Annotated in this window: 19 protein-coding genes; 9 read left to right on the forward strand and 10 right to left on the reverse strand. The window is 42.6% G+C overall.

What is annotated here, in order from left to right; translation table 11 throughout:
* Nucleotides 1–560: 560 nt before the first annotated feature.
* Nucleotides 561–1,169, forward strand: a complete 609-nt coding sequence (gene rsmD / locus ACSLUR_RS10295; RefSeq protein WP_448554216.1) for a 16S rRNA (guanine(966)-N(2))-methyltransferase RsmD — start codon at nt 561–563, stop codon at nt 1,167–1,169.
* Here the strand turns inward: rsmD and ACSLUR_RS10300 are convergent.
* From ACSLUR_RS10300 to ACSLUR_RS10315, 4 genes are all read right to left on the reverse strand, one after another.
* A complete protein-coding gene (locus tag ACSLUR_RS10300) occupies nt 1,161–1,934 on the reverse strand; it encodes a CPBP family intramembrane glutamic endopeptidase (RefSeq protein ID WP_448554218.1) in 774 nt (257 codons plus the stop codon). The two genes, rsmD and ACSLUR_RS10300, sit on opposite strands and share 9 nt — an antisense overlap.
* Before the next feature lie 73 nt (nt 1,935–2,007).
* Nucleotides 2,008–2,610, reverse strand: a complete 603-nt coding sequence (locus ACSLUR_RS10305; RefSeq protein WP_448554220.1) for a YjaG family protein — start codon at nt 2,608–2,610, stop codon at nt 2,008–2,010.
* A 415-nt stretch (nt 2,611–3,025) separates the two neighbouring features.
* Nucleotides 3,026–4,732, reverse strand: a complete 1,707-nt coding sequence (locus ACSLUR_RS10310) for a hypothetical protein (RefSeq protein WP_448554222.1) — start codon at nt 4,730–4,732, stop codon at nt 3,026–3,028.
* Between the two features lie 187 nt (nt 4,733–4,919).
* Nucleotides 4,920–5,669, reverse strand: a complete 750-nt coding sequence (locus ACSLUR_RS10315) for a SapC family protein (RefSeq protein WP_448554224.1) — start codon at nt 5,667–5,669, stop codon at nt 4,920–4,922.
* Nucleotides 5,670–5,931: 262 nt separating this feature from the next.
* Between ACSLUR_RS10315 and ACSLUR_RS10320 the strand changes: the two genes are divergently transcribed.
* Together ACSLUR_RS10320 and ACSLUR_RS10325 are read left to right on the forward strand one after the other, a co-directional pair.
* Complete coding sequence (locus ACSLUR_RS10320; RefSeq protein WP_448554226.1) at nt 5,932–6,789, forward strand: EamA family transporter; 858 nt, start codon at nt 5,932–5,934, stop codon at nt 6,787–6,789.
* A 10-nt stretch (nt 6,790–6,799) separates the two neighbouring features.
* On the forward strand, nt 6,800–7,129 hold the full coding sequence (locus tag ACSLUR_RS10325) for a hypothetical protein (RefSeq protein WP_448554228.1): 330 nt from the start codon (nt 6,800–6,802) through the stop codon (nt 7,127–7,129).
* Between the two features lie 40 nt (nt 7,130–7,169).
* Here ACSLUR_RS10325 and pgi read toward each other — a convergent pair whose 3' ends face one another.
* Nucleotides 7,170–8,801, reverse strand: a complete 1,632-nt coding sequence (gene pgi / locus ACSLUR_RS10330; RefSeq protein WP_448554230.1) for a glucose-6-phosphate isomerase — start codon at nt 8,799–8,801, stop codon at nt 7,170–7,172.
* 444 nt (nt 8,802–9,245) lie between these two features.
* Here pgi and ACSLUR_RS10335 point away from each other — a divergent pair, with 444 nt between their 5' ends.
* Nucleotides 9,246–10,655: a choice-of-anchor L domain-containing protein gene (locus ACSLUR_RS10335; protein ID WP_448554232.1), complete on the forward strand. Its 1,410-nt coding sequence runs from the start codon at nt 9,246–9,248 to the stop codon at nt 10,653–10,655.
* Nucleotides 10,656–10,786: 131 nt separating this feature from the next.
* Nucleotides 10,787–11,332, forward strand: a complete 546-nt coding sequence (locus tag ACSLUR_RS10340; protein WP_448554234.1) for a peptidoglycan-binding domain-containing protein — start codon at nt 10,787–10,789, stop codon at nt 11,330–11,332.
* On the opposite strand, the gene ACSLUR_RS10345 is transcribed toward ACSLUR_RS10340, so the two are convergent.
* Nucleotides 11,309–11,833 carry a flavodoxin family protein gene (locus ACSLUR_RS10345; protein ID WP_448554236.1) on the reverse strand — a complete coding sequence of 175 codons (525 nt, stop codon included), beginning with the start codon at nt 11,831–11,833 and terminating at the stop codon, nt 11,309–11,311. The genes ACSLUR_RS10340 and ACSLUR_RS10345 overlap by 24 nt on opposite strands.
* A gap of 403 nt (nt 11,834–12,236) precedes the next feature.
* Between ACSLUR_RS10345 and ACSLUR_RS10350 the strand changes: the two genes are divergently transcribed.
* A complete protein-coding gene (locus ACSLUR_RS10350) occupies nt 12,237–12,557 on the forward strand; it encodes a DUF6482 family protein (protein WP_448554238.1) in 321 nt (106 codons plus the stop codon).
* 14 nt (nt 12,558–12,571) lie between these two features.
* Nucleotides 12,572–13,420 (forward strand): HAD family hydrolase, encoded by an 849-nt coding sequence (locus ACSLUR_RS10355; RefSeq protein ID WP_448554240.1) that lies wholly within the window; start codon nt 12,572–12,574, stop codon nt 13,418–13,420.
* Between the two features lie 124 nt (nt 13,421–13,544).
* Here the strand turns inward: ACSLUR_RS10355 and glmS are convergent, their stop codons facing one another.
* Together glmS and ACSLUR_RS10365 are read right to left on the reverse strand one after the other, a co-directional pair.
* Nucleotides 13,545–15,377, reverse strand: a complete 1,833-nt coding sequence (gene glmS, locus ACSLUR_RS10360; RefSeq protein ID WP_448554242.1) for a glutamine--fructose-6-phosphate transaminase (isomerizing) — start codon at nt 15,375–15,377, stop codon at nt 13,545–13,547.
* An 11-nt stretch (nt 15,378–15,388) separates the two neighbouring features.
* Nucleotides 15,389–16,156 (reverse strand): DeoR/GlpR family DNA-binding transcription regulator, encoded by a 768-nt coding sequence (locus ACSLUR_RS10365; protein ID WP_448554244.1) that lies wholly within the window; start codon nt 16,154–16,156, stop codon nt 15,389–15,391.
* A 223-nt stretch (nt 16,157–16,379) separates the two neighbouring features.
* Here ACSLUR_RS10365 and ACSLUR_RS10370 point away from each other — a divergent pair, with 223 nt between their 5' ends.
* Both ACSLUR_RS10370 and ACSLUR_RS10375 read left to right on the forward strand, forming a co-directional pair.
* Nucleotides 16,380–17,534 (forward strand): murein transglycosylase domain-containing protein, encoded by a 1,155-nt coding sequence (locus ACSLUR_RS10370; RefSeq protein WP_448554246.1) that lies wholly within the window; start codon nt 16,380–16,382, stop codon nt 17,532–17,534.
* A gap of 109 nt (nt 17,535–17,643) precedes the next feature.
* On the forward strand, nt 17,644–18,981 hold the full coding sequence (locus ACSLUR_RS10375) for an alpha/beta hydrolase family protein (RefSeq protein ID WP_448554248.1): 1,338 nt from the start codon (nt 17,644–17,646) through the stop codon (nt 18,979–18,981).
* A 101-nt stretch (nt 18,982–19,082) separates the two neighbouring features.
* On the opposite strand, the gene glmU is transcribed toward ACSLUR_RS10375, so the two are convergent.
* Together glmU and ACSLUR_RS10385 are read right to left on the reverse strand one after the other, a co-directional pair.
* Nucleotides 19,083–20,444: a bifunctional UDP-N-acetylglucosamine diphosphorylase/glucosamine-1-phosphate N-acetyltransferase GlmU gene (glmU, locus tag ACSLUR_RS10380; RefSeq protein WP_448554250.1), complete on the reverse strand. Its 1,362-nt coding sequence runs from the start codon at nt 20,442–20,444 to the stop codon at nt 19,083–19,085.
* A 131-nt stretch (nt 20,445–20,575) separates the two neighbouring features.
* On the reverse strand, nt 20,576–21,157 hold the full coding sequence (locus ACSLUR_RS10385) for a hypothetical protein (protein ID WP_448554252.1): 582 nt from the start codon (nt 21,155–21,157) through the stop codon (nt 20,576–20,578).
* Between the last annotated feature and the right edge of the window lie 27 nt (nt 21,158–21,184).

The following is a 21,184-nucleotide window of genomic DNA, read 5'->3' on the forward strand; positions in this document are numbered from 1 at the left end:
GCTTGCTCGATTAAGCAAGTTTGGTTCGTACTTTAGCCATGGTCACAGCATTAAGTTAACTTGATGCAGACAATCTAAGCCAGACATCACCTCGACGACATGCCATCTTAAAGAATGTCTCCAGTGTGTTGTCAATTCGATAGGTTTGGCATCCTTATAGCCAAGCAAGCGGATACCAGATAAAATTGGTCGCTATATTACCACCTAATTCTGTCTTGAAAAACCGGACGGCTTATCTAATGCCAATTGAATTAATTAATTGATCAATTCAGAGCGCTGTCAGCGGTGGGAGAACAAGCCAAATTTTTGTTGATATAGTTATTCTACATCTCATCAATTTGGCGAAGTTATCGCGACGCTGACACGCTCCCAACGGGCGAGTTTAAAAGACTCTTATGCGGCGTTATTGATTTTGCATCCCATGTAAAGGGGAGTGACCACTCTCTGCAATCAATGCCTTGCCGCTAAGCCTTTTAATTCTCGCTGAATGATTAAGTATTTATTTCAATTGGTATTTATTGGCTCGATGTCAATCAGATCAAATAAATGAGTAATGCTAAATGAATAAAGCGCGCGCTCGCAAACGCTCAACGACTTCTTCGACAGCTAAGTCACAAAAATCAACTAGCTCAATTCGTATCATTGCAGGTCAGCACAGAGGAAGAAAACTGCCTGTTTTGTCAGCTGATGGCCTGCGCCCAACAACCGATCGCGTTAAAGAAACCTTATTCAACTGGTTAATGACAGATATTCAAGGCAGTAACTGCTTAGACTGCTTTGCCGGAGCGGGCAGCTTGGGTTTTGAAGCGCAATCGCGCGGAGCGGAAACGGTCACTATGCTCGAACTCAATGACGCGGCAGCCAAACAGTTAAAAGCCAACCAATCGTTGCTAAACGCCACCAACCTAGAGGTGGTGAATACCAACACGTTAGATTTTCTTACCAAGCCTAAAAACCAGTTCGATATTGTATTTGTTGATCCACCATTTAGGCAGCAACTGGCTCAGCAAACCATTGACTTGCTCACTTCCGGTTGGCTTAGTGAAAACGCGTTAGTTTATGTAGAAACAGAATCCGATAGCCCAACACCGAGTGTGCCGGCAAACTGGCAGTTAGCAAAAGAGAAAACTGCAGGCCAAGTTACTTATCGCTTGTACCAGTTAGTATAAGTAATACAAAGCAAACATGGTTAGGCTATTGCAGGTTGCGTGAGCTACGATCGCTAAGCTGGTACTTTGGTATTTTACCCGTATCCAAGTGAAGTAAAGTCCCAATACAAATACAAAAATGATGCCTGCCATACTGTATTGAATGTGAATGGCTGCGAATAACAAACTTGTGATCGCAATCGCACCGACCAGCCCCAATTGCGTTAAGGCGAAGCGCTTAAATAGCCAGCCCCGAAAAACAAGTTCTTCAACGATGGGCGCCAACACACACGTATTCAACACAATAAACCATATTGGCGTGGCAGAGTTCTTGAGCTGCTCCATAAATGGCTCTTCTTCAAGCGCCAAGACATAAGTTGCGACCGTCATCATTAGCCAAAATGCTGCGCTAAAGACAATCACTAACCATACTAGTTTCGGTAATGGCAGAGCCAAGTTGAGGAAATGTCGGGCTGCTCTAGTTTCATGGCAGGACTGGGGTTCATGACTATATTTTGCCAATAACCATAGGCAGGGCAGTACGATCAAATAAACTGCAAACGTCATGGCAAGTAGGGTTTCAACCTGAGCAAACCAGGCGTCGCCACTTGCTACTCCGTAAGCTTGTGCATACATGCCAAAGCCAAAGCTGACGATAAAGCTTGGCACTATGTATAGAAACAGCGCCCAAAACAAGGTGGCTATAATCGACGGCGCGGTTGCTAACTTTTGTTGGCTATTTAAAGTACTAACCGCTTGCTTATCTTTTGACTCTTGTGGTTCCATCCGAAGGTTTCCAAGTTTTTACTCTGCAATTGCAACAAAGATTAAGGCAAAAAAGACAATTAAATTTCAATACTTAAGTTATTTCAATACCTAAGTTCGATAATCCTTCTTCTAACACCATCGCCTTTGCTTGCTGACAGGTGTTCTTGTTTTCAGGCGCTTGCTTGAGAAAATCAAACAATTCATTCTGTGTGGCTAATTCCCATTCCATTAATGGGTGCTGATTCAGTTGCTGCTGTGAAATGGAAAGTTCATCATCTGCATCATCACTTTCTTCTACTAACAGCAACTCAACATAATAGCTCACACTGTTGTGCGATAACCTTGAGACATTAGCAAATTCTTGTGCATCTTTACTTTGTAAAGCCTGTAGCAGCGACATTAATGCCATACAAACATCGAGCGCAGGAAACACGCCAAAGAAGTCAAAGGCTTCTGGATCAGGAATTTGTTCTTCTAATTTTTCCAACTGAGCGTCGAAATTTAGTTTAACTTTTTGCTTGCTATCAAGGCGCTGCCAGATCAAATCAAGTTGATTGCGCAGGACATTAACGTCGCCAAACTCTGCCGCTTGCGAAAACATCGCATAGTTGGGCAACATGCGCTCCAGTAATGCGCAACAAAATGCGGTTTGTTGCCATAAAGATAATTTTGCCAAAGGCAGGCGAATTGCCATAGAAGAAGTCTCGTTAACTAGCGTTGCCGAGAGTATACAAAGATCTTGCGCTGATCTCTTGTGAAATCAGCGGGAGTTGTTAAATTTTTATCCAATAAATAGTTAGAGCGTGTTGACCTTTCAGGGTTGTTTTTGCAGCAGTCTGTTTGGGTTTTATACAAGGCGGAGCACATGTCGTGTAGTTATTCTACATAAAGGCGCGACAACGCAGTAGAGAAGCCAAACAGGCGCTGCCTGAAAGGTTCATCCAAACGCTTCCTGCTCTTTGTTGCTCGATTTTTACATACGACTGCATGGATGCAGGAGGTAGAGCGACTCAGGAGACAAAGCCGAGAACAACTATGCCACAAACCGAGCGCCGTGATCAGAAAGCGTTTAGCTTGAACAAAACTCAACCTCGAAAGATCAACACGCTCTAGTTTTGCTGAAGCTGCTGCTGCGCGTATTCAAAGCGCAAACGATATTCGCGTAATTTATCTTCTAACTCAGTCAACTCTTGCTCGTGCTTAGTATTAAGCTCTAAGTTTTCATCACGCAAATACTTAATTGTTTCGCGGGTGTTATTGTTATCTTGCTCGAATTTCTCTTTCGCATTAGCCAGCTTTTCTTCCGCTTTTTGCTCATTTGCTAGTGCTTGCTTGATTTGTTCATTTAGCTTATCGAGCTTGATCTGCTGTTGTTCTGAGCTTTGCTGTTCTTGCGTTAATTGCTTTTCAAGCGATTCCACTTGGCTGGTTAAATCTTCAATTTTCTCCGTAAACAAAGATTCACCAGCCGCTAACTTGCCGGTTAATTCACTAATAATGGCATCATCACTTTCATGTTGCTTTTGAGCGATAGTGACTTTCTCTGTCAACGTCGCCACTTGCTCTTGCAATGCCTTAACTTGCTGAAGCTGAGACTGATGCTCGCGTTCAGCATCATTCGCTTTCATTTTGGCTTGCTCAAGTTGCTGCTGATAACTGCGTTCAGCAGCTTGATATTTTTCCGTTTCAACTTGATATTGTTCAGCTTGCTTTGCCGACGCTTGCTGATGATTAGTTTCAAGCTGCGTTAATTGCTCAGATTTCTCAGCAAGTGCTTGTTTAGCGTCATCCAGCGCTTTGGTTTGCTGCTCGCCATGGCTGTTAGCCTGTGTTAACTGATCTGATAACTGCTTAACCTGTGCTTCAAGCGTCTGGCTTTGTTTTGCTGCGTCACCAACTTGTTGTGTTAACGCTTGCTCATTTTGTTCTACTTTCTGCAAGCTTTGCTGAAGTAGGTTTACTTGCTCAGCTTTGTCGTTAAGCTCGGTAGTTATTGCATCTAGCTCAGTTTTAAATTCATTACGTTGCAGCTCTGCTTCCGCTAGCTTGGCCTGCAACTCTCCTTGGTCTTTATCCTGTTGTGCTTGGCTTTGATCAAGCTGTTCAGTCAGGGTGCTGACTTGCTCCGATAATAGTTTCGTTTGCGCTTGTTCGTTGGCCAATGATGCTTGCATGCTTTCATTTTTCTGGCCAAATTGTGATTGGGCATGTTCTAGTGCACTGCTAACTTCATTTAACTTGGTATTGAGATCAGATATTTGCTGATTTTGAACTTCCAGCGTTGCGGTTTTTGCTTTGTCTGATTTGAGTAAGTTTTGCTCTTTTGTTGCTAGCGTTTGGTTTTCTTGTTTAGTCTGTGCTAGTTGCTCGGTGATATCTGCCAGCTTTTCCTGAGTTTTATTTTGCTCGTCATTTAACTCAGCAATCTTTTGTTCTTGCGCAGCTATATTTGCGATTTTTTCTTTAAGTACTTGCTCAGTGTCAGTAAGTTTAGCGTTGTTCAATTCACCAATATTTTTTACTTCAGACTCACTAGCATCAAGTTTCGCTTGCAGCTCATCGAGGGCTTGTTGGTGTTTGGCTTGTTCTGCCTCGGTTTGTTGGTTAGCCGCTGCGAGATCTGCAGCTAACTGTTGTTGCTTCTCGAGGGCTGCTTGGTAGAGCTGATGTTCTGTGATCACTTGCTCTGAGATAGGCTGTTGTTGCGCAGACGATATAATACTCGCCATACGCTCTTCTACTTGAATGTAGACTTCACTGGCTAGGCTTTGTATTTGTTCTTCCAGTTCCTTGGAAAGTTTATTGTTGTCTGCCATAAAATCCTCGTTATTTACCACATAACCTATTATTAGCAATGTAGCTTAAATTAACACAGCAGTGGCTAGTTGTTAACCGTTATCGCACGCTGTATGAGTACCGAAGACTTATGCCAATAAAAAAGGGGCCTAAGCCCCTAATTTGTGATTAATATAATGATTATATTAACTATTTTATAAATTCATTTTATTTTTCAAGTGGCACTACTTGTACGCCAGCCACCTTCACGTCACTCTGTTCGTTACGTAACTGAGCCAGACGGTTTAATTGACCAATTGACGATAGCATTGAGTGAATTGGGATGAACATACCACGCTTGTGAAAATCTAGTACTTGCTCGTCTGATAACTCACGTAGCTTCGGCTCTTTAATGGTATGAATACCAACAATTTTTTTCTTCTCACCGTTGGCAAACGTAATCACTAATTCAACTTCTTCAAGTAATTCTGCGTCTTGCATTTCTTTGATGAAACGCTCAGTCATTACTTCACTTTCATATAAGCGGCCAAGCGTGTCTTGAATGTTCTTCATCAAGTCAGTTTCTTCGCCTTTTTCGTTATACAAAGGTAGCTCTTTATCTTCACCTACATATTCGCTATCTAGGTCAACACAAGCCGTTAATGTTTTTTCTTTTTCTGGGTCTAAACCTAATGCGAATGGCACCATACCAACACTTTGCGGTGCGTATAAACCAGTCCAGTCATCACCTTTCAAGAATAAGTTTTCACCCGTTTCTAAACCTAGCATAGCCACTGAGCGAAAACGGTTTGAATCAGGATCTTTAACAATAAATACAGGGTAGCTCATTGCACCTTTTGAGTACTCAGGCGCAGTAATTGGCACAATATGTAAGCCTGCAATATGCTTTAAGCTGCGCTGTGCAGCGATTTTTAAATTTTGGTGATGTTCTTTTTTAATTGGTACTAAATTCGCCATGGCAATACTTCTCTCTTCAAAATACAACTCAATACCGCAATGGCATCAGTTTAATTATTGTTTTGTTCATCATGCAGTCGAACCGACTACATTTTGTTACAACAGACATGGTAGCTAGTTAACTCGGTTTCAACCCGCCAGCGCAAAAAATTTTTCCTTTCTGTTAACTTGTGCAAATAAGCACCGAAAATCTCTCAATATCTGAATTTGGCTTTATGCTACTATCTCAGAAATTCAATCAAACTACGCATAACAAAGTACTGTGAAAGCTCTCGTTTTTGTTTCAATTTTATGGGCATTTTCCTTTGGGCTCATTAAAGGCGAATTAACCGGTATTGCTCCAAGTCTTGTCTCAGCATTACGACTGTTATTGTGCGCCTTGGTATTTTTGCCTTTCATTCGTTTGACCACCAATAACAAACTAAGCGTTCAGCTTCTATTATTAGGAGCCCTGCAGTTTGGTGTGATGTACTGGGCCTATATTAGTTCTTATCAATATTTACCTGGCTACTTGGTCGCAGTATTCACAATATTTACGCCTATGTACGTTTTTCTTATCGACGGCATACTGTCACGTCGTGTTAACGGACAACAGGTGCTGCCCATTTTACTCTCAATAGCTGGTGCTGCCGTGATCGTTTTTCAAGCGCCAGATAGTGATGCTTGGTTAGTTGGTTTTATCATATTGCAAGGTGCTAACCTCGCATTTTCCGCAGGCCAAGTTGGTTATCAACGTATCAGTAAAATGCACAACACTGACCACACCAACAATATGTCGATTATGTACATAGGCGCGGCAATTTTTATGCAGATAATTGTGTTAGTTGAGCAGTCTTATGTGGGCGTGTCAGAGATTACTAACCGTCAATGGTTAGTGATCTTATATTTAGGTATCATCGCATCTGGCGTAGGTTTTGCGCTGTGGAATTATGGTGCAAAACAAGTTAACGCAGCATCACTTGCAGTGATGAATAATGCCTATATTCCATTTGCGGTTATATTTGCTTTGACCTTGTTTAATGAACAAGCTGATATCGCTAGGCTGGCGTTAGGAACTAGCTTGATAGTCGCTTCTGCATGGCTGCTAAGCAAGCAACAAGTGCAAAAGGCAAGTGAATAAAACGACTCTTATGAAAAAATTGTTTTATGCCATCAAACAACAATCAGCTATCGCTCTTGTCGTCTTAATCACGACGTTCAATGCATCGGCAATTCCACGCATCGACACTGAATATGGTTACAACGCCGATGGTTTTGTCCGTGTTAAAGTAACCAATGAAACAACACGCGAGTTGGCCTGCTATGTTGCCATTGACGGTCGCAGTATTAAATTTGTATTACCGCCGAGAGGGGCATCGAGGTGGTATCGCGCAACGGATAAGCGTTTCACGGCAAAAAGCTTTAGTATTTGGTGTGATTACTTAGAGTTTCACCCTGCTTACCAAAGATACAAACGTTAAAGCGTGTATTCTTTAGTAAGCAGGTTACAAAGGAAAGATGTTATTTTCGCGCGCGATAAAGCGAAATTAAACCATTGGTAGAGCCGTCCATCGTCAACTCAGCGTTGGTATCTACAAGTTTACTTAATACTTGATTACCAAGTGCTTTACCTAGCTCTACCCCCCACTGATCAAACGAGTTAATCTGCCAAATCACCCCTTGCACAAATACTTTTTGCTCATACAACGCAATTAGGCTGCCTAAAGTTTTTGGATCAAGGCGATCGAACAATAAGGTATTGCTTGGTTTATTGCCTTTCATCACCTTGTGGCTAGAGAGATTTTTGATCTCTTCCGTACTACATTTTGCCTTTTTCATCGCAGCAATCACTTGCGCTTCACTTTGCCCTTCCATCAGCGCCTGACTTTGGCCAAAACAGTTTGCTGCTAGCATATCGTGGTGATTGGCACATTCACTTGCAGGGTGAAGCGGCATCATAAAGTCCACAGGAATATGGGTTTTACTTTGGTGGATCAACTGATGGAATGAGTGTTGACCATTGGTGCCTTCGCTACCCCAGATAATCGGGCCAGTGTCGTAGTCTGCTTCCTCATTATTTAAGTTAACCGACTTACCATTACTTTCCATATCTAACTGTTGAATATAAGCAGGAAGACCACGCAAATAGTGGTAGTAGGGTAGTAATACCTGAGATTGAGCACCGTGGAAGTTGCGGTACCATATGCCAAGCAGCGCCATAATCACTGGCATATTTTGCGCCAGCGGTGCTTGTTGAAAATGCTGATCTAGCTCAAACGCGCCCGTTAAGAACTCATGGTAGTTTTCGTAACCTATTGCAAGTGCTAACGGTAAGCCAATTGCCGACCAAACAGAGTAACGACCACCAACCCAATCCCACATTGGGAAAATATTGTCAGGATTAATACCAAATTCTTGTGCTGCGGCAATATTGGTTGAAACACAAGCAAAGTTATACTCGACGTCGGCTTGCGTAGCGGTTTGTAAAAACCACTCTTTCGCTGACTGGGTATTTCGTAATGTTTCTTGTGTCGTCAGTGTCTTTGACGACGTAATAATTAACGTAGTTTCTGGATTTAAGCCCGCTAATACATCTTGCAAGTGACAGCCATCAACATTGGCAACAAAATGCACATTAATATGTTTTTGACGATAAGGCTTTAACGCCTCTGACATAATTTTAGGGCCAAGGAATGAGCCTCCAATGCCAATACTGATGACATCAGTAAATGCCTTACCGCTGTAACCTTTCTTTTCACCGGTTGATACCGCTTCAACAAAACGCTTCATTTGCGCGCGTGTTTGTTCAATTTCAGGCATCACATCTTGGCCATCAACATACACTGGCTGGCCAGAGAAGTTACGCAATGCCGTATGCAGTACCGCGCGATGCTCGGTCACATTAATCTCACTACCAGCAAACATGCGCTCACGCTGTTGTTCAACATTGGCAGCTTGAGCCAATGCTACTAAATGCTCAATGGATTGCTCGGTAATATGATTCTTTGAATAATCTAAAGTCAGCCCTGCCGCCGTCATCGAATACTTGTTGAAGCGCTCACTGTCTTGCTCAAACAGTGATTTCATATGAATATCTTCGATATCTTGATAATGTTTTTGAAGGTTTTTCCACTCGGCAGAGGAAGTGAGCATAGTTGATTTCCCAATAATTATTCTAAAAGTACGCCTGTGTTTGCTTTAGTTTACGTAAACTCGCGGCAAAGGTTAACCATTATAGCGTTCAACAACACTTATGCATGGCCTTAAATCGCCTATCAATTCATATACAAAGCGATGAATAATATAACGCATCAACTTTGCAACTCTATGAAAGCCTACTTTATTTGTTCAGAGGAAACGATAGGTGAAAGGTTTCATTTCACTAGTTTTACTACTGATCACGATTATAAACTTACCTAGCTTACCCTAATCGTCTGTTTTATTTACACTTTAGCAATTCCTTTTCAACAAGATTCAAAAACAACCCAATAAATTCAATAACGTAGCTAAAGCCACCGGTTTGGGCATATGTTTTGCTTTTAACTCGTCTGACCAATACAAAAACTATCAATTATCATAATTTTAAAGGAAGAAAACATGAGAAATAGACGTAGTTTGATCCGCTCGCTGCTGGGAGTTAGTGCTTTAGCTAGCTTGATCAGTTCACAGTTTTCGTACGCAATAGTCATTACTGCCAGCCAAGATGCAACTGAACTCGCCAACACTCTTCTCGTTCCGAGTTCTGGGATCACAATAAATTCTGCAATACTCTCTGGTGGATTTAGCTCAGAATCTGGTGATGAGGGTAATTGTGAAGATGAAATAGGGTGTGGGCCAGGCGAAAATGGGAATGTTAACCTTGACAACCCTATCGCACCATTAAACCAAGCAGGCTTGTTTACTAATGCCTCCGGTGTTTACAACTTGCCAGCTGCTGGCGGTATAGTCTTTAGCACCGGTAACGTTACAAGTTATCAAGACGGCCCAAATACCAGTAATTCATTTGGGTTAGACAATGGAAGTAGTGCAAGTCAAGAACAAAACGATCAACTATCTCCTTTAACAGGCCAGCTTCAACATTTCGACCCCGTTCAGCTCGATATCAGCTTCACTGTTGATGAGGATAGCGCCTCAACAATCACCTTCTTCGGTGCTTTTGGTTCAGAGGAATTCCCTGAATTCGTCAATTCAGGGTTCGTGGATGGCTTTGGTCTGTTTGTAAATGGTCAAAATGTTGCTGGAGCATTACCAACAGGATCATCGCCAGGAGATGAACTAGCACCTATCAATATCAATCACCCCGACTTTCTACCTTTACCTGGCACTGAATTAGATGGTGTACTAGCTCCTAACGGTAACCCTTTACTTAGATTTGATGTACCTGTTCAAGAGGGAGTAAATACCTTTAGATTACTGCTAGCAGATGCTTCTGATGGCGGCTACGATTCAACTATTTTTCTGGCAAGTTTCGGTGAGCTAGGTGAATCGCCATTTACGCCTATTTTACCCGACCCTAGTAACCCTACGAATGAAGATGGGGCATTTGTTTTTACTCTCCCTGATGTTCAACAAGGCGAAACAATCTGGTTTGATCCTGATGTAGCATCCGGTTATACATATACATCAAGCCTTGCTATTGCAACGGTTACAGCACCACCATTTGACGCTGTTCCTGACCCAGACGGCTATATTTTGGAGTTTATGTTTAACAATATGTTGCAGCAGTTTGCACTTAACTCAGGTGAGACCTTTGACTTTGTTCTTAATGGATTTAATGGAGTAACTACATTCTCAATTCAAGGTATTAACCTTGACCTAGCCTTGGACCCAGACAACCCACAAGCATTCGTTACTGGCGTTGCTTTTGCCGAATCTGGCGCTTTGTCATTTACCCAAGATCCAATTACGGTATTTGTACCAGATGCCAACGATATCCCTGAACCAGCGTCTATCCTGATAATTAGCTTAGGCTTGGGTGGATTAGCCTTACGTAGAAGAAAAATTTAGCATTTAAAAGCAGTTGTTGTATAAAAATAGCCTAAGTATTCTTACTTAGGCTTTTTAATAGGGAAATTATGAAGAACATTAAAATACTTTTATTTACTATCAACTTAACCTTACTGGCGTTGACCACTCATGTGCAAGCTGCTGACAAAGATGGAAAATTTGCGGCAAAGGGGGCAGCAAGAAAGTCTTGTGCTGATTTTTTAACGGCTACAGAACAAAGAAGTTCTGATTTTTTGTTGTATGCTGGCTGGCTAGAGGGATATCTCACCTCATTTAATCAAGTCCAAGCAAAAAACTACGATATTTCACCTTGGCAAACGACTGAGTTGCTATTAATGCTATTACAAAAGCACTGCCAATCTAATCCTGAAATTAAGTACTTTGATGCCGCTAACGCGCTAATAAAGTCTATTTTTCCCATTAGGCTTAACGAAGAGGGGACGATCGTAAAGGTTCAAGTTGGTGATGCGGTAGGCTTTCATTACGAAGAAATATTGTTAAGAGCAAAACAGCGGCTAAAAGCTATGGGTTTTTATAAAGGTGAGGTAGATGGTAAACACTTTACCAATATCGACAGTAAAGTATTTCTGGCCTATCAAAAAAAACTGGGTTTAAAAGAAACTGGTATGCCTGATCAAGCGACACTCGCAAGTTTATTCTTGAAAGCGTTGAATTAGCGATTCATATTGCTCGATTTTAACATTGCTGTCGTATGCATTGCTTCCATCGTCAGGGTATGACTCATAAATCATGCCCAAATAGCGCATGTGCAGGTACTCAAACGTTAAACTAAAAATTTGTTCAAAACTGTGGGCAGGTTGCTCGTCGACGCCTGTCGCGATAACGCCCGCGGCCTTGCCTTTCAATTGTCTGCCAAGCGGTTTATTAATTTCCAACAAATCCGTTAGTCGATCCATAAACACTTTCATCTGCGCGCTCGGTGAATACCAGTAAATTGGTGAGGCGAGCAATATAACGTCGTGCTTTGTTACCACTTCATCAATCAATGTTGAAAAATCATCCGTTTGATTAGCAAACTCATAGTCATAAGGCAGTATGTGGAAATCACTTAGCTGATAAAGCGACACTTGTTGCTCACAATTGCTAATGAAGTCATTAACCAATTTAGCAGTGTTTCCTTCACGCCTACTCGTGCCTAAGACAATGGCTATCCTCATGTTTTGTTCCTTCTATCAAACAATACCAATTTCAATAAATACTTGATCATTCTAGCTGGTTAAAACGCTCATCAACTGTGTTGTTATTTTTGAAATTAGAACAACTAGTTACCAAAAAACAACGCCTTGCCTACATGGATGTAGGTACTTAGGTTTTGCTTGGAGCATAAAACCTGTGTTTATGAACCTTTTTCCTACGCCATAATTGATCAACTAATTAATTCAATTGGTATAAGAAAGACACAACCCTAAAACCTCAACGTAAGTTGAGATCAAGTAACAAATGAATATTGATGTTTGGTTCAGAGGGGAGAAGCCTTGGTATTGATCAAACAGCTGCGGAAAGTCGTACATTAATCAAACAGATTAAGCGTAAAACAATTCCGTATAACCGAGCAACCAGATGAAATTGCTATATAAAGACCTGCTAACCACGCCAATCGATAAGTTAATTATCAACTCGCTTGAACAAGCCTTGTATCAGGCGATTGTTGTGATTGACGGCTGTGAACATGTGGTTTGGCAATCAGAGCAGAAAACGCTAACCACCAGAAATCTCACCAAAATGCGTGAGCATTTCGAAAAATTCGACATTAAAGAAATTGTTCTCAGGCACGAAAGTGCATACGATGAAATGGTAGGACAACCAACTAAAAACGGTAGCAACCGCCTTGAAGTGCCGTTAAGACAAAATCCCTATGCCGTGTTAAAACACCTCCACTAAGAGAGATAATAAATTTGCGCGCTACTAACCCATTGGTCGTTTTTGACCTTGATCAGACGTTATTAAACAAACAGTCTCAACTCTCCGCTTACACACTAGCAACACTACGTGCGCTCGATAGCCAAAGCATTCAATATACGATCGCCACAGGACGCAGTGATTTGTCGGCAGCGCCCGTGATAAAAGAGCATGCTTTCTCGCTTCCCCATATTTACACCAATGGCGTATTAACTTGGTGTCCCAATGAAAAACGTTTTAGCTTTAATCATTGTCTTAGCGTGGATGAGAGTTTAGCGGCGGTCGAAATCATGGCTTCACCGCAATCGACTCCTTTTGTCAGTGCGTTAGGCGCTAAGTTAGACGGGAGTGTACATCGGTATATTTTTCATGGCTCTCTGAAGAATAAAGCCGAGCAAAGTCTATTGCAGCGTTTAAGCCAGAAAGGTGGTGTCAGCTTGCTACCAATTGAGCAATGTAAAGGTGACCTGCATGTCACTAACATCAGTATGATTGGGCCAAGCGAAATAATTAAAGAGGCGAATAAGAATATCTCGGCTCAAGCAAATCTCGTTGCCTACTCAGGCCAAGCCTTAGTAGCAGATTACCGTTGGATGGATGTGCACCACGCGTCAGCCAATAAAGGCTCTGCGGTACTAACGCTAAAAAATCAAATAGGTGCCGATAGCATTATCTGCTTTGGCGATAGCGACAATGACACCAGCATGTTTGAAATCGCCGATGAATGTTATGCGCCTGAAAATGCTAAAGCCCATATAAAAGCAGCTTCAACCGCGATCATTGGCCACCATGATGACGATGGTGTTGCTAGATTCTTGCGCGAACGATTTAGCCTTTCATTTTAAGTAAAAATGATTGCGCGAAAATAGCAATAAAAAAGCGACTAGCTCTATGAGCAGTCGCTTTTTTCGTTCAAATGCCTTTGTTAGTGTTCTACTTTCTAAAAAAGCATAAATTCAGCAGATAAAATTACTCAACCGTTACCGATTTCGCCAAATTGCGCGGCTGATCGACATCCGTTCCTTTAATTATCGCCACATAGTAAGACAGTAGCTGTAAAGGTAAGGTGTAAACGATTGGCGCAATCATATCGTCGCAGTGCGGCACGTTAATCACTTTCATCGTATCGTCGCTGTCAAATTTGGCGGCGCTGTCGGCAAATACATACATTAAACCACCACGAGCGCGCACTTCTTCAACATTCGATTTTAATTTCTCGATTAAGTCGTTCTTTGGCGCCACCACAATTACTGGCATTTCGGCATCGATTAACGCTAATGGGCCATGCTTTAATTCACCCGCCGCGTATGCTTCAGCATGAATATAAGAAATCTCTTTTAGCTTAAGCGCACCTTCCATCGCGATAGGGTACTGATCGCCACGGCCAAGGAACAATGAGTGATTTTTATCGGCAAAGTCTTCCGCTAAATCTTCAATTTCGTCCGCTAAGGCAAAAGTTTCTTCAATTTTATTCGGTAGGGTCGTTAACGCTTGCGCCATCGCGTGCTGATCCGCATCACTCATACCGTGATGCTTACCCAGCGCCAATGTCATCATCATTAAACCAACCAGTTGGGTGGTAAACGCTTTGGTTGATGCTACGCCAATTTCTGCACCTGCTTTGGTCATAAATGCTAAGTCAGATTCGCGCACTAAACTTGAACCCGGTACGTTACATATGGTCAAGCTGGCGCGGTAGCCAAGCTCTTTCGCTAAACGAAGTGCCGCTAAAGTATCAGCGGTCTCGCCTGATTGCGAAATCGTCACTAATAGCGCATTTCTTGGCACATGAGACTTGCGATAGCGGAACTCGCTAGCAATCTCAACATTACACGACACGCCGGCATGAGCTTCTAGCCAGTAACGCGCCACCATGCCTGAATGGTAGCTGGTACCACAGGCAATAATTTGCACATGCTCGATATCACGGAAGATTTCATCTGCGCCAGCGCCAAAGGTATCAATATTCAGCTCACCACCTAATAAGCGACCTTCTAGCGAGTTGCGAATTGCCGTTGGCTGCTCGTAAATCTCTTTCAGCATGTAATGGCGATATTCGCCCTTATCACCGGCATCGTGGCTAACTTCCGACTCTTTTGCTTCACGAATAACAGGCTTGCCATCAATGTCGAAAACATTCACTTCAAAGCGAGTAACTTCTGCCACATCACCTTCTTCGAGGAAAGCGAACTTACGTGTTACAGGCAGTAAGGCCATCATGTCAGAAGCAATAAAGTTCTCACCTAAGCCATAACCAATTACCAAGGGGCTACCTGAGCGAGCAACAACCACACGCTCAATATCACGCGTGTCTAAAATTACCGTGCCGTAAGCACCATCAAGTTGCTTAACGGCAGTTTGTACTGCCGCTAACAAACTATTCGCTGATTTCAGCTCATGGTGTACTAAGTGCGCGATCACTTCGGTATCGGTTTCGGTTACGAACTCATAACCTTTTGCTTGCAGTTCAGTGCGTAGTTCTTGATGGTTCTCAATAATGCCATTGTGCACCACGGCAATCGTGTCTGACGAAACATGCGGGTGAGCATTGTTCTCGCTCGGCGCGCCATGAGTTGCCCAACGGGTGTGCGCAATACCGGTACCGCCAGTAAGCGGTGTTTCATTAATCGCGTCAGCCAAGGCTTGTACTTTACCTAAGCGACGGACACGTTGTAGATGATTGTTACTATCAACCACAGCTACGCCAGCGGAATCATAACCGCGATATTCGAGGCGTTTTAAGCCTTCAACTAAGATTTCTGCTACATCTCGCTGTGCTACTGCACCTACAATGCCACACATATTTAATATCCTTAATTGTTGCTGGCGCAAATTACCTTTACGCCTTTTGCTGTTAATGCTTGCTCTACTGCTACCGACAAGCCCTCGTCAGTGATCAGCGTATTAATTTGTTGCCAATCAAGTTCTAGATTGGGGATCCGCCGCCCGATTTTTTCTGATTCCACCATGACAATCACTTCACGTGCGACACTCGCCATGGTTTTACTCAAACCGACTAGCTCGTTAAAGGTTGTGGTGCCGCGATCAATATCGATACCGTCAGCACCGATAAACAACTGATCAAAATCGTAAGACTTTAGCACTTGCTCTGCCACTTGCCCTTGGAATGACTCTGAGGTGGGATCCCAAGTCCCTCCGGTCATCAATAATGTTGGCTCATTTTCCAATTCGTTTAGTTGCCCAGCCACTTTAAGTGAATTGGTCATCACTACTAAGCCTTTTTTATCACTTAAATGATTCACCACGGTTGATGTCGTGCGGCCGCTATCGATAACAATGCGGTAGTGATCTTTAATAAGCTTTGCCGCCGCTTTGCCAATTTGTTCTTTCTGCACAGAGAGCTGTGCAGAGCCCGATTCAACAATTTCTTTCGGTAGGGCGATTGCGCCACCATAACGGCGCAATAGTAAGCCACTTTTTTCTAAAGCCGCTAAATCCTTTCGAATCGTAACCTCTGAAGTTTCAAATCGCTTTGCTAGCATATCAACACTAACTTCACCGTGGTTATTCAGTTCACTGATAATAATATGACGGCGCTGTTGAGTATTTCTTTTGGACATAAGTTTTTAGAGATAGCTTTTAAAAATTATAATTAGAGTAATACAAAGCAATAAGTTTCGTTTCGAAAGAATTATAGTAACAAACAAAACATTGTCAAATTGATAAGTGTTCAAAAAGCCAACGCTAAGTTATGTTTTTGTTTGATCACATCGCTTTTACTGGCTTTTCACGCAACGCCAAGGTAAAACGGGGCTTTGTCGTAGTCACTTTTTTCCAATCAATATGTTTCGACTATTTATAACGTTTTTCTTATTAACATTACTTACCAGCTGCAAGGTTACACCGAACCTGTCTTCACCTGCCCATGTCGAAAAACTGGTCAAGCAAATTAAAACCAATCCTGAGAATATTCCTGCTATTGCTAAGCAAGCAGAGCAAAGCCATCAGGCGATTAAATATGACGTAGCGAAAATCAAACAAGCGCTAGCAGAGCTGGAGCAGTTTGTAGAAAAGCAATGGGGGAAGGGCAATAGCGAATTACCAAGCACGCGCAAATACGTAAAGTACAGTAACGATTATCAGGCCAGAGCCATTATCGATTTCACCAAAGGCTCAGTCACTGTTGAAACCGTCGCAACGAAGCAGCCGCTTGCAATGTTAAAGCAAGCGGTTGTCACAACTTTACTGACGCCTGCAGATCCCGCAAATACGGATATTTTTTCAAGTGACGCTCCGAAACTAGGCGACACGCCTTTTCTGTATCGCCAAGTTATTGATACTGATAAAAAACCCATTCGCTACCAATGGCGGGCAGGGCGCTTCGCCGATTACTTAGTCAAACAAAAGCTGATCAAAAAACGCTTAGGTAAAAAGCCATTGCACCAAGTGAACTTCACTTTGGTTACCGATCACCAGAAATTGCGCAAGCACCAATTTAGCGACTATGTGATCGCGGCATCGAAAAAATATCAGATTGCCCCTTCACTGATTTACGCCATTATTGAAACAGAAAGTAGCTTTAATCCATTCGCGGTGAGTCACGCTAACGCCTATGGGCTAATGCAAGTGGTTCCTGCGACAGCAGGCCGTGACGTTTATCAAAAAGTTAAACGTAAATCCGGCCAACCAAGTAAGCAAATACTGTTTAATCCGGCACAAAATATTGATATCGGCACTGCTTATTTGTCGATTCTTGACGACAGGTATTTACAGAAGGTCACCAATAGTAAAAGTAAGCATTACGCCATCATCTCTGCTTACAATGGTGGTACTGGCAATGTGTTGAAAACCTTTCACAGTAATCGCAATACCGCGTTTAGCCGCATTAATCAGTTAGAAAGCAAGTCGGTTTACTGGGCGCTTACCAATAAGCACCCTAGAGCAGAATCGCGCAAATACTTGAAAAAAGTGACCAGCCGCGAGCCAAAATATCAATAGAGCCAATAAAAGTCGTCATTTGCTAGTTTTTAACCAATCTTTGTATGCTAATTTTTCGTAATTAAGTAATATTAATATTACAAATTAAAAAATAATAACGACGAAGATAATGATTAAGCCCATATGCACAACACTATTGTTTTTATTTCCTAGTCTATTAATGTCGTTTACGACACTGGCAAACGTTAATGCTACGCTTGGTAAGGCTTTAGCTAAACCAATAATAAACTACAGTGCTGAACAGTTATTTACTAATCAGCCAAGTGTAATGCCTAAGCTAGCCACATCAGGACAATATACGGTAGGTGTTATCACCGATCGCATCGTTAATAAAACAGCATTTGATCATACGGATTTTGATGGTACTTACGAACGCCCCTTAACTATAGAGTTGTGGTATCCCGCCGAAGAAAGTAGCAATGGCAATCTGGCGACCTATAAGGCAGTAACACGTTTACATAAGCCATTTGAACTACAAGGAAATGCTTACCGCGATATTGCGCCTTTAACACAAGGTAGCTTTCCTTTTATTGTGCTTTCACATGGCTACACGGGCGATCGCACTATTATGTTTTATTTGGCCGAGCACTTGGCCAGCCATGGTTATGTGGTTGCTAGTATCGACCATACCGACTCGACTACGAAAGAAATAGACATTGTTAACGCTGCAACTGCTGGCTTTGTTTCTACCTTGCTACATCGCAGCCGTGATCAGCAATTTGTTTTAGATCATTACCGCCAGCAGCGCAGTGAGATTAGTAAAATTAGCGACTTCAAGCACGCTGGTGTCATTGGCTATTCCATGGGCGGCTATGGCGCGATCAATACGGTAGGTGGCTGTTATGACATTAAACCCGATAGCTTAACGGCATTAGGGTTTAATGAAAAACAAGCCAAAGCGCTAGCACCAACTTTTAGTTTTTGTAATGCAGGTGAAGAAAAACCAGATACCAGCTGGCAAGCTATGATCGCGTTTGCGCCTTGGGGCCAAGAGCTAAACCTACATAGCTCAGCAGCGCTTAATAAGCTGAAAGTGCCAAGCTTATACGTTGCTGGCGATCAAGACGATATTTCAGGCTTTGAATATGGCGTGAGAAAACTCTTTCAGCAAACCAGTTCGCAAGATAACTACCTGCTGGTCTACAACAATGCACGACACAATATTGCGCCGCATCCTGCGCCTAAAATCGCGTATCAAGACGATATAGATTTAGGCCATTATTTTGAACCCAGTTGGAGTAGTGAACAACTCACCCGTTTTAATCGCCACTTTGTCTTAGCGTTTCTGGACTGTCATCTGAAAAAAGAAAAATGTGAGTACTTACCCACCACAAAATCATCTACACAAAAGAAATTAGATCGAGAGACCTACAGTGAGGCTTGGCCGGGAATACCACATCGCTGGGCAACCGGTATTGAATTTTATCGTGCTCAATCAGCAAAGTAACCGAGCAAGAATTTGAGTAAAAAAACAGTACTTAAATGACAAAGGGAGCTAAATGCTCCCTTTGTTTACATAAGACTGAGCCTTTTAAACTAGGCGTAACATTAGTCTTTTTTAGTCGGACGTTGCCAGCCTTTGATATTGCGCTGTTTACCGCGAGCAACACCAAGTTCATTTGCATCTACATCTTTAACAATAACTGAGCCTGCTGCTGTTGTTGCCATCTCACCAACAGTAACTGGCGCTACTAAGGAGGCGTTTGAGCCAATAAAAGCGCCATCACCGATACGTGTTTTCGATTTATTAACGCCATCGTAGTTACAGGTAATGGTACCGGCACCAATATTGGCTTTACTGCCCACTTCAGCATCGCCAAGATACGTTAAGTGACCGGCTTTAGCACCTTCCCCCAACACAGACTTTTTCATTTCTACAAAGTTGCCAACATGAGCATCACGCTTAAGCTCAGAGCCCGGGCGAATACGAGCAAAAGGCCCCGCAGAAGCAAGCTCACCAATGATGGCGTCCTCGATAATGGTATTTGGCTTTATTTCCGCCCCTTTACCTATTTTGCAGTTCTTTAAAATACAGTTAGCGCCAATCGTTACATCGTCGGCAAGCTCTACCTGGCCTTCAAAGATGCAATTAATATCGATTTTAACTTCTTGCCCCACCAATAGCTCGCCGCGCACATCAATACGGGCAGGGTCACGTAAGCTTGCACCAGCAATCATCAATTGCTCGGCTTTTCGTTGTTGATAAGCACGCTCAAGCGCCGCTAATTGCACACGATTATTTGCACCTTCCACTTCAATTTCAGTTTCCGGGTGAGCAGTAGCAATTTGTTTACCTTCACCGTGAGCCATCGCAATAATATCCGTTAGATAGTATTCGCCTTGCGCATTGTCATTGGAAAGGTTGCTTAACCAGCGTTTTAAGTCACCACCATTGGCTAATAAAATCCCAGTGTTACACTCGTTAATGGTTAATTGCTCTGGGCTGGCATCTTTTTGCTCAACTATACCTACAACAGACTCACCGTCACGAATAATTCGACCATAACCCGTCGGATCTGAAAGTTTTACGGTCAGTAATGCCATACCTTCAACCGGTTTTGCTGCGACCAATTGCTGCAAGGTTGAAACTTTCGTTAGCGGGACATCACCGTAAAGTACTAAAACATCTTCATCGTCTTTGAGGTGAGGTGAGGCCATATCAACCGCATGACCAGTACCTAACTGCTCTTTCTGCTCAACAAAGGTAAGATCATCACCTGAAACTTGTGCCTTTAAAACATCGCCGCCAAAGCCATAAACCAGATAGATATTTTCAGCATTCACGCGGCGCGCCGCATCGATAACATGACCCACCATAGGTTTATGAGCAACGGGGTGTAACACTTTGGGTAGAGAAGAGCGCATACGAGTACCTTTACCCGCAGCTAAAATTACAACAGAAAGAGACATGATTAATCCATTAATGTTAAAGCGAACTAAATAAGACTAGCGCTATTGTACTGAGTTTTACTCCAAGTGGTAGCGATAAACTGTTAAGTAAATGTGATAGCGGTGCTTTGGGTCGAACGGCTAGCGAGTAATCATAACTGATCGGTTTTTATTGCTTTTGCATACGCCTCAACATCTTGCTTGGAAGTATTACGGCCACGCAGCGTAAACAAAGCATTATTGTTGACCACAAAAATAAGTTCGATGTTGTTACCGTTTTGCTCATACATGGCATTGTTGCCATTGATTTTAGTTAGCCGTTTACCACTCATAGTGATCATGGCAGGATTGTTAAACATCGCCAACATAGTTTGCAGCATTGGCGAATCCACCATAAGTTCTATCTCAATTGACTGATTATCTTTGGTATACCTGCGGTTCGCGGAAATGCCACCGCCCATCATCATAGCGCCCGCTATTTGTGATTCAGCTTGATCTGCTTGCCAGCCTGACAATGGCTCAGGGAAAATATTAACGATATTGTCCGCTTTTTGCTGCTGTAATAGAGAAGTGGCATATTGCAGTTGAGAGATGGCGTCTTTATATTCACCTTTCTGATAATGATTTAACGCGCTATCTATAGCTTCTTTGATTTCGTCAGCACTGGCTTTATCGCTTGTTAAAGTAGCGATAATCAGCACAGTGCTAACTGCTAGTGTTTTAATCGACATCATTCCCTTGCTCGCTCGCTAAGTGATGAG

Source organism: Thalassotalea montiporae (assembly GCF_053485855.1).

Excerpts from the sequence above, each read along its gene's own strand:
- ACSLUR_RS10335 (WP_448554232.1), top strand. The coding sequence starts at position 9,246 with ATGAGAAATAGACGTAGTTTGATCCGCTCGCTGCTGGGAGTTAGTGCT.
- ACSLUR_RS10305 (WP_448554220.1), bottom strand. The coding sequence starts at position 2,610 with ATGGCAATTCGCCTGCCTTTGGCAAAATTATCTTTATGGCAACAAACC.
- ACSLUR_RS10375 (WP_448554248.1), top strand. The coding sequence starts at position 17,644 with ATGATTAAGCCCATATGCACAACACTATTGTTTTTATTTCCTAGTCTA.
- ACSLUR_RS10310 (WP_448554222.1), bottom strand. The coding sequence starts at position 4,732 with ATGGCAGACAACAATAAACTTTCCAAGGAACTGGAAGAACAAATACAA.
- rsmD (WP_448554216.1), top strand. The coding sequence starts at position 561 with ATGAATAAAGCGCGCGCTCGCAAACGCTCAACGACTTCTTCGACAGCT.
- pgi (WP_448554230.1), bottom strand. The coding sequence starts at position 8,801 with ATGCTCACTTCCTCTGCCGAGTGGAAAAACCTTCAAAAACATTATCAA.
- glmS (WP_448554242.1), bottom strand. The coding sequence starts at position 15,377 with ATGTGTGGCATTGTAGGTGCAGTAGCACAGCGAGATGTAGCAGAAATC.
- ACSLUR_RS10325 (WP_448554228.1), top strand. The coding sequence starts at position 6,800 with ATGAAAAAATTGTTTTATGCCATCAAACAACAATCAGCTATCGCTCTT.
- ACSLUR_RS10385 (WP_448554252.1), bottom strand. The coding sequence starts at position 21,157 with ATGATGTCGATTAAAACACTAGCAGTTAGCACTGTGCTGATTATCGCT.
- glmU (WP_448554250.1), bottom strand. The coding sequence starts at position 20,444 with ATGTCTCTTTCTGTTGTAATTTTAGCTGCGGGTAAAGGTACTCGTATG.
- ACSLUR_RS10345 (WP_448554236.1), bottom strand. The coding sequence starts at position 11,833 with ATGAGGATAGCCATTGTCTTAGGCACGAGTAGGCGTGAAGGAAACACT.
- ACSLUR_RS10365 (WP_448554244.1), bottom strand. The coding sequence starts at position 16,156 with ATGTCCAAAAGAAATACTCAACAGCGCCGTCATATTATTATCAGTGAA.
- ACSLUR_RS10300 (WP_448554218.1), bottom strand. The coding sequence starts at position 1,934 with ATGGAACCACAAGAGTCAAAAGATAAGCAAGCGGTTAGTACTTTAAAT.
- ACSLUR_RS10350 (WP_448554238.1), top strand. The coding sequence starts at position 12,237 with ATGAAATTGCTATATAAAGACCTGCTAACCACGCCAATCGATAAGTTA.
- ACSLUR_RS10315 (WP_448554224.1), bottom strand. The coding sequence starts at position 5,669 with ATGGCGAATTTAGTACCAATTAAAAAAGAACATCACCAAAATTTAAAA.
- ACSLUR_RS10370 (WP_448554246.1), top strand. The coding sequence starts at position 16,380 with ATGTTTCGACTATTTATAACGTTTTTCTTATTAACATTACTTACCAGC.